The organism is Amycolatopsis sp. AA4 (assembly GCF_002796545.1).
Taxonomy (GTDB): Bacteria; Actinomycetota; Actinomycetes; order Mycobacteriales; family Pseudonocardiaceae; genus Amycolatopsis.
This window is the reverse complement of record NZ_CP024894.1, coordinates 6382609-6397545: the sequence shown is the minus strand read 5'-3', so window position 1 is coordinate 6397545 and position 14937 is coordinate 6382609. Positions and strand designations below refer to the sequence as shown.

The 14937-nt window shown below is 68.8% G+C and carries 12 protein-coding genes; 8 read left to right on the top strand and 4 right to left on the bottom strand.

Annotation, left to right across the window (positions count from 1 at the left end; translation table 11 throughout):
- Positions 1 to 48: 48 nt before the first annotated feature.
- Together CU254_RS29560 and CU254_RS29555 are read right to left on the bottom strand one after the other, a co-directional pair.
- Positions 49 to 1116 (bottom strand): P1 family peptidase, encoded by a 1068-nt coding sequence (locus CU254_RS29560; protein WP_037715203.1) that lies wholly within the window; start codon positions 1114 to 1116, stop codon positions 49 to 51.
- A complete protein-coding gene (locus tag CU254_RS29555; protein WP_009081987.1) occupies positions 1113 to 1724 on the bottom strand; it encodes a TetR/AcrR family transcriptional regulator in 612 nt (203 codons plus the stop codon). The genes CU254_RS29560 and CU254_RS29555 overlap by 4 nt, the downstream gene beginning before the upstream one ends.
- A 151-nt stretch (positions 1725 to 1875) precedes the next feature.
- Here CU254_RS29555 and CU254_RS29550 point away from each other — a divergent pair, with 151 nt between their 5' ends.
- The 5 genes from CU254_RS29550 (at position 1876) to CU254_RS29530 (ending at position 9456) form a co-directional block, all read left to right on the top strand.
- On the top strand, positions 1876 to 3270 hold the full coding sequence (locus tag CU254_RS29550) for an APC family permease (RefSeq protein ID WP_009081986.1): 1395 nt from the start codon (positions 1876 to 1878) through the stop codon (positions 3268 to 3270).
- A 76-nt stretch (positions 3271 to 3346) separates the two neighbouring features.
- On the top strand, positions 3347 to 4300 hold the full coding sequence (locus CU254_RS29545; RefSeq protein WP_037715201.1) for an MsnO8 family LLM class oxidoreductase: 954 nt from the start codon (positions 3347 to 3349) through the stop codon (positions 4298 to 4300).
- A 131-nt stretch (positions 4301 to 4431) separates the two neighbouring features.
- A complete protein-coding gene (locus tag CU254_RS29540; RefSeq protein WP_009081982.1) occupies positions 4432 to 5361 on the top strand; it encodes an ABC transporter ATP-binding protein in 930 nt (309 codons plus the stop codon).
- Positions 5358 to 6713: an ABC transporter permease gene (locus CU254_RS29535; RefSeq protein ID WP_009081978.1), complete on the top strand. Its 1356-nt coding sequence runs from the start codon at positions 5358 to 5360 to the stop codon at positions 6711 to 6713. The genes CU254_RS29540 and CU254_RS29535 overlap by 4 nt, the downstream gene beginning before the upstream one ends.
- A 4-nt stretch (positions 6714 to 6717) precedes the next feature.
- Complete coding sequence (locus tag CU254_RS29530) at positions 6718 to 9456, top strand: bifunctional YncE family protein/alkaline phosphatase family protein (protein ID WP_009081976.1); 2739 nt, start codon at positions 6718 to 6720, stop codon at positions 9454 to 9456.
- Between the two features lie 448 nt (positions 9457 to 9904).
- Here CU254_RS29530 and CU254_RS29525 read toward each other — a convergent pair whose 3' ends face one another.
- Together CU254_RS29525 and CU254_RS29520 are read right to left on the bottom strand one after the other, a co-directional pair.
- Positions 9905 to 11212 (bottom strand): lipase family protein, encoded by a 1308-nt coding sequence (locus CU254_RS29525; protein ID WP_037715199.1) that lies wholly within the window; start codon positions 11210 to 11212, stop codon positions 9905 to 9907.
- 105 nt (positions 11213 to 11317) lie between these two features.
- Complete coding sequence (locus CU254_RS29520; protein ID WP_050788311.1) at positions 11318 to 11764, bottom strand: WYL domain-containing protein; 447 nt, start codon at positions 11762 to 11764, stop codon at positions 11318 to 11320.
- 45 nt (positions 11765 to 11809) lie between these two features.
- Between CU254_RS29520 and CU254_RS29515 the strand changes: the two genes are divergently transcribed.
- From CU254_RS29515 to CU254_RS29505, 3 genes are all read left to right on the top strand, one after another.
- Entirely contained in the window at positions 11810 to 12154 is a 345-nt protein-coding gene (locus CU254_RS29515) for a PadR family transcriptional regulator (protein ID WP_009081971.1), read from the top strand.
- A gap of 61 nt (positions 12155 to 12215) precedes the next feature.
- Entirely contained in the window at positions 12216 to 13181 is a 966-nt protein-coding gene (locus CU254_RS29510) for a hypothetical protein (protein ID WP_009081969.1), read from the top strand.
- A gap of 39 nt (positions 13182 to 13220) precedes the next feature.
- Positions 13221 to 14930 (top strand): glycosyltransferase family 39 protein, encoded by a 1710-nt coding sequence (locus CU254_RS29505; RefSeq protein ID WP_199841098.1) that lies wholly within the window; start codon positions 13221 to 13223, stop codon positions 14928 to 14930.
- Positions 14931 to 14937: the final 7 nt, after the last annotated feature.

The window sequence follows — 14937 nt, the reverse complement described above, 5'->3', positions numbered from 1 at the left end:
CGCGGCGCGTACCCAGCCAAGCGCCCGGGCGAGCCCGCCGCGCCTGCTCTAGGCTCCCCACCGCGCCAGGGGAAGCGCCGGAACCCGGTGCCCCCGGTGCCCGACCATCTCCTCGTTCGCCACCAGCGCGTTCAGCACCGCCTCCTCGACCGCCTGCACCACCGCCTCGAAGAACGGGTCAATCGCACCCCACGGGATGAACCGCATGCTTTCGTAAGGTTCGTCGTCCGGCCGGGGGAAATGGCTGGTCAACGCGCCCGCGTTCGCCGTGCTGAAGGCCAGGAACAGGTCGCCGGAGAAGTGCGATCCAGTGGTCCCGGTCCGAGCCAACCCCAGCGGCACCCGGCGGGCCAGGGCGGTGCACTGACCAGGCAACAGCGGCGCATCCGTCCCGATCACGACGATCACCGACCCCGCGCCCGCCGGAGCGAGCCAGCTTGTGTCGGCCATCGGGTTGTCGTCGGCCAGTTCGGTGCCCAGGTGCGTCCCGGCTACGGTGAGTTCCGGGCGGCTTCCGAAGTTCGCCTGCACCAGAGCCCCAACGGTGTAGCTGTCCGAGCCATGCGAAACAACCCGTGACGAAGTCCCGGTGCCGCCCTTGAAGCCGTAGCAGGTCATCCCGGTGCCGCCGCCGACCGAACCTTCGGCGATGGGCCCGGAGGTGGCCGCGTCGATGGCGGCGACGGCGTGGTCGGTCCGGATGGTCGGGGCGTTGACGTCATTGAGATACCCGTCCCACGTCTCGGCGACCACCGGCAGCAGCCATTCCGCCGCGGCGTCCGGGCGTTCGCGCACCACCCAGTCGATCGTTCCGCGATGGCACTGCCCCACCGAATGGGTGCTGGTGATCAGAACCGGCAGAGTCAAGGACCCGGTCTCCGCGAGCCAGGCTCGGCCAGTCATTTCTCCGTTGCCGTTCAAGGAAAACGTACCGGCGGAGCACGGCACGTCGAACCGCGAACGGCCGCGCGGGAGGATCGCGGTGACGCCGGTCCGCACCGACGAACCCTCGATCAAGGTGGTGTATCCGACCTCGACGCCTGGGATGTCAGTGATCGCGTTGTGCGGGCCGGGCTTGCCGCCGAGGGCGATGCCCAGGTCGCGGGCGCGGGTCATGCGGGGTCCTCCAGGGAGCATCGGGTCGAAACGCGGGCGTAGGACAGCACCGCCGCCTCGGCGACGGATCGGTCGAGCGGCGGCACCGCTTGCGTCAGGTGCAGTCCGTACCCGTCCTCGAGCGTGACGAGGTTGCGGGCGATGGTGACAGGGGCGTCGGTCAGGTCGAAAATCCCCGTCGCGGCACCGGCTTCCAGGATGCCGACGTACCCGCGGACCTGCCGTTCGTACAGCGCGATGTGCCGCGCGGAGTACGCCGGTTCGCGGCGGGCGATGGTGCCCAGTTCGTACAGCAGCACGCACAGCTCGTCGTTCTTGCCGTTCGGCAGTCCGCTGCTGATCATCGCGCGCATCCGGGCCCGCGGGTCGGACTCGGCGGCGACGGCGGCTTCGCGCGCTACGCAGAAGCGTTCGACGGCCTCCTGCTGCACGTCTTCGAGCAGGTCGCTCAGGGAAGGGTAGTAGTACAACAGGGAACCCGGCGACATGCCGGCGTGGTCCGCGACGTCGCGCAGCTTCAGGTTCAGCACGCCGCGTTCGACCACCGTGTGCCGCGCCGCCGCGACCAGTTCCGCCCGCCGCTCGGGGGCCTTGCTCGGTCTTGCCATGCCCTGATTCTTTGAACAAATCTCGAAAAACGCAACCCCCGGAACGGATCGAGACCGCCGAAGTCTTGACGCGGCGGGCGCGAGGGCCTTAGCTGAACGCCCGGCTGGTTATTTTAGTTCCATTCAAACAACGACGTGATGGAGGCCAGCGTTGTCCACCCCCGTCTTGCGCCGCGGGTTGCGCACCCTCGGCATGCTGCTGATCACGCTTTCCGCGATCAGCCCGGCGTCCTCGGTGTTCGTCATCGCGCCGGGCGTCCTCACCGGCGCCGGATCGGGCGCCTTCTACGCCTTCCTCGCCGCCGCCGTGGTCGGCGTCTTCATGGCCTTCGTGTACGCCGAACTGGGTTCTGCCTTCCCGAGCGCGGGCGGCGAGTACACGATCGCGGCCCGCACGCTCGGCAAAATGCCCGGATTCATGGTGCTGGGCATCATGATCGTGACGCAGGTGCTGATCGTCGCGGTGATCGCGCTCGGCGTCGGCACCTACCTGAGCGTGGTGCTGCCCGGCGTTTCCCCGGCGATCGTCGCGTCGGTGACCTGCGTGCTCGCCGCGATCGTCGCGGTGTTCGACATCAAACTGAACGCCTGGGTCACGGGCATTTTCCTCGCCGTGGAGCTGCTGGCGCTGGCCGTGGTCGCGGTGCTCGGGCTGGTCAAGCCTGCCCGCCCGTTCTCCGATCTGCTCGCGCATCCGGTCGCCCCGGGCGGCGGCCCGGCGACGATCAGCGCGGTGATGATCGCTACCGCCATCGCGATCTTCGCCTACAACGGCTACGGCTCGGCTGTCTACTTTGGAGAGGAAACCAAGGACGCCGGACGCGGAGTGGCGCGCGCTGTCCTCATGGGACTCGGGGTCACCGTGCTGGCCGAGCTGATCCCGGTCACCGCGGTGCTCATGGGCGCCCCGGATCTCGGCACTTTGTTCAACTCTCCCAACATGTTGTCGTACTTCGTGCAGGCCCGCGGCGGGACCACATTGGACACTGTGCTGAGCCTCGCGGTCGCGCTCGCCATCATCAACGCGGTCCTCGCGATCGTGCTGATCAGCTCCCGCCTGGTGTTCAGCAGCGGCCGCGACCGCGCGTGGCCGAAGGCGATGAACCGCGCGCTCGCCGCGGTGCACCCGAAGTTCGGCACCCCGTGGGTCGCGACGCTGGCGACCGGCTTCATCGCCGCCGCGCTGTGCTTTGTGGACCCGCAAATCCTGACCGTCGTGACCAGCACGTCGATCGTCGTCGTGTACGCGGCGCTCTGTCTCGGCGCGATCCTGGGCCGCCGCTCCGGGGCGACGGCGGGGGCGAAGTACCGGATGCCCGGTTTCCCGATCGCGCCGGTGGTGGCGTTGGTCGCGCTGGCGTTCGTGCTGTACGTGAACGCGACCGACCCGGTGATCGGACGGCCGAGCCTCATCGTCACCGCGGCGATTGCCTTGCTGGCCTTGGTCTATTACCTCGTGGTGCTGCGTCGCCGGGGCGGCTGGCAGCTGAGCGAGGCGGTGGAAGAGGAGGAGGTCGCGCCCGCGCCGGTGCGGGAGACCTCGTAAACCGGGACTGGACCGTCCACTTGAGACCGTGGGCGGTCCGGTTGTCCGGCCGCGCCCGGTCCGGGATGATGCCCGGATGCGGGTCTCCGTGCTGGACACGTCGCCGATCGTCGCGGGATCGACCGCGCGCGAGGCGCTGCAGCGCACGGTCGACCTGGCCGAACTGGCCGACGAGCTGGGATATCACCGCTACTGGTTGCCCGAACACCACAGCATGCGCGGGGTCGCGAGCGCCGCGCCTGCCGTGGCAGCCACCCGCGTCGCGGATGCCACGCGCCGGATCCGCGTCGGCGCGGGCGGTGTCCTGCTGCTCAACCATCCGCCGCTCGTCGTCGCCGAACAGTTCGGCACGCTCGCCGCGTTCCACCCGGGCCGGATCGACCTCGGGCTCGGCCGCGCGCTCGGCGGTCCGCCACGGATCGCCGAGGCGCTGAATCCCGGCCCGGCGGAAAGCTTTCCCAGCCGCCTCGAGGAATTGCTGGAGTACTTCACCGACGCCGACCGACCGCTGCGCGCAACTCCCGCACGCGGCAACGTCCCGGAGATCTGGCTGCTGGGCTCGAGCACGGCCAGCGCACACCTCGCCGCCGAACTAGGCCTGCCCTACGCGTTCGCCTACCATCTCCGTCCCGCCGAAGCCGCCGCCGCGACCCGGAGCTACCGGGAGAACTTCCGTCCCGGCCGGACCCGCGAACCGTCCATTGTGGTCAGCGTCGCGGTGGTCGCCGCCGCGACCGAAGAGCGCGCCGAATGGCTCGCCAGGTCCATTCGGGCTAAGGCGTTGAGCCGTTCGCGCGGCGAGCGGATCTTGTTGCCGCGTCCGGAAGACGCGGTCGTCGACCCGGCGATCGGGCCCGGTCCGGTCCTCGCCGGAGCGCCGGCGGCACTGCGGAATTCGTTGCGCACAGTCATCGCCGAAACCGGCGCGGACGAGCTGATGATCACCACCCCGATTCACGACCACGCGGAGCGGAAACGGTCCTATGTGCTGGTCCGGGAGATCTCGGACACTTTACCGCCGCGTACTTGATCCCGTTTTGTCCGGTTAGTTCGAGGGAAACCGGCCGCGGCGCACGGGGTTTCCCCAACGTTCAACCTGGCGCGGGTTCGCATGTCACTTGTCGTGCCTAAGTTCCTCACGGCTTCGGAAAGTGGGGACGGATGAAAACCAGCGACGCGGTGCGAGCCCGCGCGATCACCAAGTGTTTCGGAGACGTGATCGCGCTCGACGGAGTGGATCTCGACGTCGCGTACGGCGAGATCCACGGCCTGGTCGGACCGAACGGAGCGGGCAAGACCACGCTGCTCGGCCTGCTGCTCGGACTCGCGGTCGCCGACGAGGGCGAACTCGAGATCCTCGGCCGCCCGGTCGGCCGCGCGTTCGCCATCCCGGACGGCATTTCCGGCTTCGTGGACGGACCAGGCCTGTACCCGTCGCTCACCGCGCGGCAGAACCTCGCCGCGCTGGCCTCGCTGCGCGGCCAGACCGTCGACCTCGACGCCCTTCTCGCGCAGGTCGGGCTCACCGACGTCGCCGACGACCGGGCGCGCGGATTCTCCCTCGGCATGCGCCAGCGCCTCGGCCTCGCCGCCGCGCTGCTGACCAAACCGCGGCTGCTGATCCTCGACGAGCCTGCGAACGGCCTCGACCCGGCGGGCAAGAAACACGTGCACGGCGTGCTCAGCCGGCTCGCCGACGAGGGGACCGCGGTCGTGCTGTCCAGCCACCGGATGGACGACCTGGAAGCGCTCTGCTCAGAGGTGACGATCCTGTCCGCGGGCTGTGTCGTTTTCACCGGCCCGCTGGCGAAACTGTCCGCCGAGGACCGCGAACTGGCCTACCGCCTGGTGACTTCGGACCAGAAGGCGGCCCGCGAGATCGCCGAGAACGTGCCCGGGCTCCGGATCGACGACACCCAGACCCCGCGCGGGCAGGCCGACGTCCTGGTGGTGAGCGGCCTGGTGCCCGCGCTCGACGACCTGGTCGCGCGCGTCGTCGGCAAGGGCATCGGCGTACGGGAACTGGCTCCGGTGGTTTCGCCGCTGGAGGCGGCCTTCCTGGAGCTGACGGAGCAGGGGGACAAGCGATGACTGTCGTCGACGGGCAAGCGGCACCGGCCTCCGTCCGCCCGGTCGGGCTGGGCCGCGGATACCGGTTCGAGCTGGTGAAGCTGTTGTCCCAGTGGCGGATCCGCGTGCTGTTGCTCGCTTGCTGGCTCGCGCCCGCGGTCTTCGTCGCCGCGGTCAGCCAGCAAAGCGACCTGCCGGTGGACACCCTGTTCGGCCGCCTGATGAACATCACCGGCTGGGCCGGGCCGCTCGTCCTGCTCGGGTTCGCCGGCAGTTACGCGCTTCCGCTGCTGACCTCGCTGGTCGCCGGGGACGTCTTCGCCGCCGAGGACCGGCTCGGCACCTGGCGGCACCTGCTGGTGGCGATGCGGTCATACCGGCGGATTTTCGTCTCGAAGGCACTCGCCAGCGGCACCGTGATCCTGTTGCTGGTCCTCGGCTTGGCGGTGTCCAGCACGGTCGGCGGACTCGTCGCGGTCGGCGGGCAGCCGCTGGTCGGGCTCGACGGACACCTGCTGTCCTCGGGCGACGCGGCGCTGAAGGTCATTCTCGCCTGGGTCTGCGTGCTCGCCCCGACCCTTGCCCTGGCGGGGATCGGCCTGCTCGGCTCTGTCGCGTTAGGACGGTCGCCGATGGGCTTGCTGCTGCCCGCGGTGGTCGCGCTGGTGATGACGGTGGCGCAACTGCTGCCGCTGCCGGTCGTCGTGCGGCTCGCGCTGCCGACGTACGCGTTCATCTCGTGGAACGGCCTCTTCACCGACCCAGTCCAGTTCGGTCCGCTGCTGATCGGCGTCGGCGTGAGCCTGGTCTGGGCAGTGGTCGCGACCGCGCTGGCCTACATACTGTTCGTGAGACGCGACTTCACCGATCTGACCTACGACGGGGCGGGTCGTCGCGTACTGACTGCGGGCCTGCTGCCGCTGGCCGGGCTGGTCGGCGTCACGGTCGCGGTCGTCGCGGTCGCTACGCCCGCGTCGGGCTCCGGCATCGACCAGGCGAAACTGCAGCGGTCGCTGTCGGTCGAATTCGCGCACCTCTACCGCATCCAAGCCGCGCAACTGCACCGTCCGGACGTCACGGAGGAGCAGCTCGCCGCGAGCACGGAATGCACCAAGGGCGGCGGCCTCGTCGAGGCCGAAGGCCCGGGCAACGACTGGCGTTGCGTCGTCTCCTGGCATCTCCCTGGCATCTCAGCGACCGGGCAGGCGATCTACCAGCTCGATGTCACCTCGGACGGGCGGTATGTCGCCGACGGCGACGGACCGAAGGAAGTGAACGGCTACTTCCAGGTGCGGACCCCGGAAGGGGACCGGCCCAACCCGCTGTGGCAGTTCGACGGCAACGTCGAGCTGCTCGCCTCCACGAAGGGATGAGGACATGCAAGTAACGCGCCGTCGCAGGCGTGGCGGGAAGAAAGAACTCCGCAGATCCCGCAAGCTGCGCTTCGTCACGGCAGGGGCGACCACGGTCGCTCTCGTCGCCGCGGGCTCGGGCATCGGCCTCGCCTCCACCAAGCAGTTCGGCACCGACCAGGTCGGCCAGGAAACCGAGAACGGCCTGACCATCTCCAGCGACCAGTACCTCAAGCCGATCGGCGAGCGCCTGGTCCTGCCGAACGGCAAGATCATGTCCTCGACGGTCAGCCCGGACGGCAGCCACCTCGCCGCGCTGACCACCGACGGCGGCATCGCGCTGACCATCGTCGACCTGAAGAGCTGGAAGGTGCAGCAGCTCGTCGGCAAGGACAAGAAGGCCGACCTGCAGCTGCCCGGCAACGACGTCGGCCAGGAAGGCCCGTCGTACTCGCCGGACGGCAAAACGCTGTGGCTGGGCCAGATCGACGGCTACCGCAAGTTCACCGTCAACCCGGACGGCACCGTCGCGAACCCGACGTTCGTGCCGATCCCGGCCGACGGCTCGAAGCATTCCCTCGCCGCGGGCGCGATCTTCTCCGCGGACGGGTCCACTGTGTACTCCGCGGTGAACGGCCAGAACCGGGTCGTCGCGATCGACGCGGCCAGCGGCCAGATCAAGCAGAGCTGGACCGTCGGCAACGCGCCGCGCGCGCTGGTGCAGATCGGCAACCGGATCTACGTCAGCAACGAGGGCGGCCGCGCGGCGAAGCCGGGCGACACCACGATCAACTCGTACGACACTGACATCGTCGCCGACCCGAAGACCGCGGCCGCCACCACCGGCACGGTCAGCGTGATCGACCTGGCGAACCCGTCCGCTCCGGTGAAGAGCATCGACGTCGGCCTGCACCCGACCGCGTTGCGCGCCAAGAACAACACCCTGTTCGTGGCGAACACCGGCGGCGACAGCGTTTCGGTGATCGACACGCAGCGGGGCGTCGTGGTGCAGACCATCGCGACGCAGCCGTGGCCCGAAGCGCAGGTCGGGTACGAGCCGACCGACATCGCGCTCACCGACGACGGCCACCTGCTCGTGACCCTCGGCCGGGCCAACGCGGTCGCGGTCTACCGCTACTGGTTCCCGCAGGCCCCCGCCGCGTTCATCGGTCTGCTGCCGACGGATTACTTCCCGTCTGGTATCTCCGCGTCGGGCAACAACATCCTCGTCGCGAACACCCGCGGCATCGACGCCCGCCGCCCGACCACCGCGGCCGGGCACGCCACGCACGACACCACGTCGAGCCTCCAGCGCTTCACCCTGCCGGCCGACTGGCAGACCTGGACGCAGACGTCCCAGGTGTTCAAGCAGAACGGCTGGACGCCGGGTTCGGTGCAGAAGGCGAACGGCAACCGCAACGTCAAGCCGGTTCCGGTCCCGCAGCGGCTCGGCGACCCGTCGACGATCAAGCACGTTTTCCTGCTGGTCAAGGAAAACCGGACGTACGACCAGCTCTTCGGCGACATCGCGAAGGGCAACGGCAACCCGGCGCTCGCGCAGTTCGGCCAGGCGGTCACGCCGAACCAGCACGCGCTGGCCAACCAGTTCGGCCTGTACGACAACACCTACGACATCGGCACGAACTCGGCCGAGGGCCACAACTGGCTGATGCAGGCGGACAACCCGGAGTACACCGAGTCGTCCGCGGGCGAGTACAAGCGCAGCTACGACACCGAGGACGACGCGCTGGGACACCAGCGCAGCGGCTTCCTGTGGACCGGGGCGCAGGCGGCGGGCAAGACCGTCCGCGACTTCGGCGAGTTCCACCAGTTCCTGACCAAGCCCGCGGACGCGAGCTGGCAGAACCTGTACTGCGACTCGAAGAACATGGCCGCGACCGGCGCGCCGACCGCGTACCCGCTGGTCTCGTCGTCGCCGATCCCGTCGCTGAACAGCGTTTCGGTTCCGGGCTTCCCGAAGTTCGACACCGCGGTGCCGGACCAGTACCGGTACGAGATCTGGAAGAACGACTTCGAGAAGAACGGCCCGGCGGACCTGAACATGTTCTGGCTGTCGAGCGACCACACCGGCGGGCCGCCGAGCCCGGCCGCGCAGGTCGCCGACAACGACCTGGCCGTCGGCAAGATCGTCGACAAGATCTCGCACAGCCAGTACTGGAAGGACTCGGCGATCTTCGTGGTCGAGGACGACTCCCAGGCCGGGCTGGACCACGTCGACGGGCACCGGGCGCCGATCCAGATCATCAGCCCGTACGCCCAGCACGGCAAGACCGACAGCCGGTACTACTCGCAGATCACCATGATCCGCACCATCGAGCAGATCCTCGGGATCCACCCGATGAACCAGAAGGACAGCGCGGCCACCCCGATGGCGACCGCGTTCACGCCGAAGCCGGACAACACGCCGTTCACCGCGGTGCCGAACCAGACGTCGCTGACCGCGGGTCTGAAGACCCCGCCGTCGTGCGGCACGGACAACGTCCCGACGGCGTCCACCGCGGCGGCGTCGGCGGCGGTGCCCGCGGACAAGCAGCAGCTGGCGCAGCAGTGGCAGCAGTGGCAGGCGCAGCAGAAGCTGACCGGCCCGAACGCCACCGCGGACTACGCCAACCCCGCGCAGATGGACCACTTCACGTGGTACCAGGTGCACGGATGGACCCAGCCGTATCCGGGCGAGGACAAGATCTTCGCCCCGGACCAGGTGCCGGGTGCGTTCATTCCGTCGGCCGATTCGGACGGCTGATTCGTTAGCTCAACGGGGAAAGCCCCTGTCCGCTTCGCGCGGGCAGGGGCTTTCTTCGGTTCGGCTGGGCAGCGGAGTGGTCGGGCCGGGGAGGTCAACGTCCCCGTTTTCCAGCGCTTGCGCGTGGTATCTCACTGCGCGTTCGGTGGTCGGCCACTGGTGGCGGTTGGTGCCCGGGAAGACGGTGCCGTGGTGCTCAGAGCGGGGCGGGCGAAGTGTCCGGAGTGGATCGGAGCTTCCGTGGGATCTCACCGTGCGTGGGGCAGTGGGCCAGTGACGGCGGTTGGAAATCTTGCGAAAAGTGCCGGTGTGCAGGACGCGCCTGCCTCGGCAATCCGCCTGCGGAGGGCGGTCGGAAGTTCTGGGCAGGCCGGGCGGGCCGGGCGGTTCGGCGACGAGGGTGCCGCAGTGGCGCGTGTTTCGCCGCCGAACCGTTGCCCGCGGCCGGTCAGGACCCGGTGTGCTGCTCCGGGGCCAGCGAGTTCCCCGGCGGGATGTGGCCGCAGCTGGACGGCGCGGCCTTGCCGGCGAACCGGTCGTTGAGCCACGCGATCGCGGCCGGGGCCCACACCGGGACCGCGGTGGAGTGGCTGAGCGCGTCGTACTGCGTGTACTCGATCGACGTGTTTCCGGTGTCGCAGTACTGGTTCGCGAGCGCGCGCACGTCCCCGGCCACCATCACGCCGTCGCCGCCGCCGATGCCCGGTTCGTTGCTGACCGTGCCTTCGAGCGCGCCGTTGCTGGCCTGCGCGATGAACCCGGGGATCGAGGGCGTCGCCGCCGAGCCGATGTTCACCTTGTTGACCGCGTCGACGAACGGCGGCACCGAATCCGGGTCCGCGTACTCCGGCTTCACCAGCTTCTGCCAGGTCAGGCCGGGGTAGTGGCCCAGCGCATCGGCGATCGACGCGTGCTCGAGCTCGGCGAGCACCTTGAGGCCGTACTCGCTGGCGTACGGCTTGAGGTCGATGCCGTAGCTGCGCGAGACGCCGATCAGCGCCATCGGGATCACGCCCGACCAGACGGGGCTGCCGCTGACGTACTTGAGGTTGTGCGCGGGGTCGACGAGCACCCCGCCCTCGGCGAACCCGACGAGGTTCTTCTCGACCTCCGGCGCGTAGCTCCCGGCGATCGCCGAAGCCCAGCCGGTCGCGATCGCACCGCCGGAATAGCCGAGGAGGCCGAATTCAGTGGATTCGGTCAGGCCGGTGCCGGGCGCGTGCGTCGCGGCGCGGATCGAGTCCAAAGTGGTCTTGCCGTATTCCGGACCGGCGGCGAAATCGGCCGTCGGGCCCTCGGTGTCCGGGATGACGACGCTGTACCCGAGCGCGAGCGCGGGTGCGATGAGCAGCGACTCCGCGTTCGGCAGCACGCCGCCGAACCGGACGTCGCCGGCGATCGCGCGCGACGGTGCGTCCGCCGGATCGAGCGAATCGTACGCGGACTGGTACGACACGGCTTTGCCGTTGCTGTGCAAGGGATTGCGGACGATCGAGGTGACGTTCGCGGTGGGGTTGCCCTGGGCGTCGGCGGTCCGGTAGAGCACCTGCGTGGCCTGTACTGGAGTCGGGAAGCCGAACACGTGATATGTCAACGTCCGCGTCTTCAATACGGTGCCCGGCGCGTACGACGAAAGCGGCGTGCTGCCGTCGTAACTGTAGAAGGAATCGGCCGAAGCCGCGGCGGGCAGCGCGACGGCGGACGTGATCGCGAGAGCGGCGGCGGCGATCAGCGCACGGACGGGTTTCCGGATCATGACTCCCCTTTGAACCATGAAGTGGATCACGACTGGCGGGTAACCTACCAGCGAGTAGGTATTCGCACAACTACGGAAGGTGCTGGCAGTGCCAGTGTCGAGGGCTCAGGCAGGCTCGGCGCAGGCGGCGGCGATCGCGGCGGCGCGCTCGTGCCGCGCGGCCCGCATGGCTTGTGGGGCAAGGACTTCCGCGTTTTCGGCGAGCTGCCACAGCGCCCATTCGGCGTACCGGGAATCCGGGAAGGCCGCCTCCAGTCGCAACCATCCGTTCGTATTGATTTCTTCTCCGCGAATGGCGAGCGCGGTGCGAGCCAATTCTTCCCGCTGCTCCGGGCGAATCCGGACTAGCGCGACGATTTGGTCGCCCCCCCCGGTCCGGAACCGCGTGCTGCGTTCCTGTCGCGCCCGGCCCGGGTCCACGCGATCCGGTTGGTCGAGTTCTTCGGCGGCCAGTACCCGGGACGGCGGGTAAGTCCGGTCCTCGCCCGTCCTCGCCTCCCGGCTGGCCTTGTCGAACTGGAGGGGATCGCGGTCGCCGACCTGCGGGTTCATTAAATCGGCCACCCGCATATATCGCGATGTGATATATATGGACGGGTGACCGAACGAGGCATGTCGGAGCAGGTCTTCCTGATCCTCACCGCGCTCGCCGACGAGCCGAAGCACGGCTACGGCATCGTCCAGGCCGTCGAAAAGCTGTCCGAAAACCGGGTCCGGCTGCGGGTCGGCACGCTGTACGGCGTGCTGGACCGGCTGGTCGCCGACGGATGGGCGGAGCGGGACAAGGAGGAGATCCACCAGGGCCGGCTGCGCCGCTATTACCGGCTGACCGACCTCGGGGCCCGTACGTTGGCCGAGCAGTCTCGGAGGTTGGCCGCGAATGCCGCCGCGGCGGAGTCGGTGCTGCGGGCGCGGGGCTGGGCGCTCGGGGGTGGGGCATGAGTGCTCCCGAGGTTCGGCGTCCTTGGCCGACTGGCTTCTTGTCTAGCTCCAGCAGGTTCGCATGACCGCGCCAGAGCGGCACTATCGCCGGATGATGCGGCTTCTTCCCCGCTGGTACCGCGCCGACCGCGAAGACGAACTGGTCGGCGCGCTGCTCGACGCTCGGGAGGCGGGCGGCGGCAGCCTGGCGGAAGGGCGTGAACTGCTCGCGCTGCTGGGGCTGGGCCTGCGTGCCCGGCTGGCCGCCGGCGCGGCAGCCCCGGCTCGGGTGGTCGCTTTCGGCGACACCGTCCGCCTGGCCGCCCTGCTCGGACTCCTCTGGGGCGTCATGAAGGGCGCCGTCTCCCTCGGTCACGACTTGTACGACGCGTTCGGTTATCCACGAACGAGCGGTCTGCACGCAGCCGGTCTCGACGCCACCTTGTCGCTCTACACTTTCCCGTCGGCCGAACAGCTTTGGCGGGACGTCGCGCTGGTCGCCGCCGCGGCAGTACCTCTCGCGCTTCTCTTCGCCGGACGGCGACGCGCCGCGCGGGGAGTCGCCGGGATCGTGCTCGTCGCCGGATTCGCGGCGTTCCTTTACCAGTATTCCTTCAGTTTCAGTCCTGATCTGCTGGGCTATTTCGTCCCGCAATGGCTGCCGCTGGTGTTCCTGATCGCCGGATTCCACCGTGACGCACCGCTGCCGTCCGCGCGGAAATGGTGGCTCGCCTTGATCGGGGTCACGGCTTCGGCGCTCTGCTTCGGTTTCTTCGGCGAGTCGTATTTCCGCGGGCTTTCCTGGTTCGCCTGGGCGGCCGCGCTCGTCATCCCCGCTTATTTCGCGCTCCGGCGACGTTCGCCCGCATGGTCGTTCTCGCTCGCGTTGTGCTGTTCGCTGGTGCTGATCCAGCCGCTTGTCCTCAAGGCCACCATGGCCGCGGCCGACTTCCAGGCACTAGAGCTGGTGCAGGTGTCCCTGGTGGGCACGGGCATCGTCGCGCTGATCGCGGCCGGAATCATGGATTACCGCCGCCAGGCCCTCTAAAATCCTTCAGTAAGGAAACTCATGGACACTATGCCAAGGGTGCTTCCGCACGCCCTGAATCAGCCCGTTTCGCCGCTCGATAGCAGGCGAAGAAATAGCTGGATAATAGCCGGATCGGTTCTCCTCATCGCCATTCTCGGCTACGTCACCCGCTGGATCTGCGACGACGCCCTGATTTTCACCAGAATCGTCGAGCAGATCCTCGCCGGGAACGGACCGGTCTACAATCTCGGCGAACGAGCCGAGGCTTCCACGAGCACGCTGTGGCAATGGCTGCTCGCTCTCGCCGGATTCGTGTTCGGCCAGTCGGACACGTCGACGCTGTCCTGGATGCTCGGCCTCCTGCTCACCGCCGCCGGGTTCGGCTTCGCGGTCAGCGCGACGATCCGGTTGCACGGCGGACCCGCCGTGGCGATGGTGCCGTGCGGTGTCCTCGTGTTGCTGGGTGTGCGGCCGGTGTGGCAGTACGCGACCTCCGGGCTCGAAACCGGCCTCAACACGTTCTGGATGGCGCTCTGCTGGTGGCTGCTCGTGCGTCGGCGCGGCAACACGTCGGCTAAATCCGTTGTCACAGCGGCGTTCGTAATGGGTCTAGGCCCGCTGGTCCGTCCAGAACAGACACTGGTGGCGGCGGTATTCCTGATCGCACTGTGGTTGGTGACGAAGCCGACCTGGCGCGTCACCCTGGCCGCGGTGGCGGCCGCCGGCGCGCTGCCGGTCGGTTACGAGATCTTCCGCATGGGCTTCTACGGCATCCTCGTGCCGATGCCCGCGCTCACCAAAAACGCGAGCGAATCCTTCTGGGGACGCGGATTCGGATACGTCGGCGACTTCGTGAACCCGTACCTGCTGTGGCTGCCGCTGCTCCTCTGCGCGGTCCTGCTCGCCGGGGTCCTGCGGCGGCAGAGCAGCGACCGGATCGTCGTCCTCACCCCGGTGGTCGCCGGGGCGCTGTCGCTGGGATATCTGCTGAAGGTCGGCGGCGACTACATGCACGCGCGCATGGCGCTGCCGATCTTCTTCCTGCTGATGCTGCCGGTGCTGGTGCTCCTGGCGGCGAAGAACACCCGCGTGCTCGGCGCGGTCCTGCTGGCATGGGCGGTTCTGTGCGCGGGCATCGGCCAGTTCGTGCCGCAAGACAGCAAGCTCATCGACGACGAGCGCGGCTACTACCACGCGTGGACCGGCAAGCTGTATCCCACGGAGGCGGCGGATTTCACCCCGAGGATGAAATATCTCAAGGACGCCACCGCCCCGCGCACTCTGACCTACGAAGGCCCGCGGGAGCAGCTCCTCACCGTGCGGCTGCGCGACGACGTCCCGGCGCAGTCCATGGTCATCGGGGTATACCTGGGGACGGTCGGTGTCATGTCACCGGTGGACGTCGGCGTCGTCGACTTCTGGGGCCTCGCCAACCCGATCGGCGCCCGGTTCGAATTCCCGACGGTGAAACCAGGCCACTCGAAACCGCTGAGCAACGCCTGGCTGCTGGCGGATTACGCGGACCCGTCGGCTCCGGTCCCGAGCCCGGGCAACTTCGCCGTGCGCGCGGACGTCACCGCGGACCAGGTCGCGGCCGCCCGGCACGCGTTGAGCTGCGGCGACCTGGCGGAAATCCAGCGGTCCACCCGCGAGCCGATGACGCCGGGCCGGTTCTGGGCGAACCTCACCGGAGCCGTGCACCGGACCGGGGTGACAGTCCCGCCGGACCCGTTCGCCGCCGAACGCACCTTCTGCGGCGGTCCGTGATCCGTCC

Coding starts and splice junctions, on each gene's coding strand:
- CU254_RS29510 (WP_009081969.1), top strand. CDS start 12,216: ATGACCGCGCCAGAGCGGCACTATCGCCGGATGATGCGGCTTCTTCCC.
- CU254_RS29520 (WP_050788311.1), bottom strand. CDS start 11,764: ATGAACCCGCAGGTCGGCGACCGCGATCCCCTCCAGTTCGACAAGGCC.
- CU254_RS29540 (WP_009081982.1), top strand. CDS start 4,432: ATGAAAACCAGCGACGCGGTGCGAGCCCGCGCGATCACCAAGTGTTTC.
- CU254_RS29545 (WP_037715201.1), top strand. CDS start 3,347: ATGCGGGTCTCCGTGCTGGACACGTCGCCGATCGTCGCGGGATCGACC.
- CU254_RS29555 (WP_009081987.1), bottom strand. CDS start 1,724: ATGGCAAGACCGAGCAAGGCCCCCGAGCGGCGGGCGGAACTGGTCGCG.
- CU254_RS29535 (WP_009081978.1), top strand. CDS start 5,358: ATGACTGTCGTCGACGGGCAAGCGGCACCGGCCTCCGTCCGCCCGGTC.
- CU254_RS29530 (WP_009081976.1), top strand. CDS start 6,718: ATGCAAGTAACGCGCCGTCGCAGGCGTGGCGGGAAGAAAGAACTCCGC.
- CU254_RS29525 (WP_037715199.1), bottom strand. CDS start 11,212: ATGATCCGGAAACCCGTCCGTGCGCTGATCGCCGCCGCCGCTCTCGCG.
- CU254_RS29560 (WP_037715203.1), bottom strand. CDS start 1,116: ATGACCCGCGCCCGCGACCTGGGCATCGCCCTCGGCGGCAAGCCCGGC.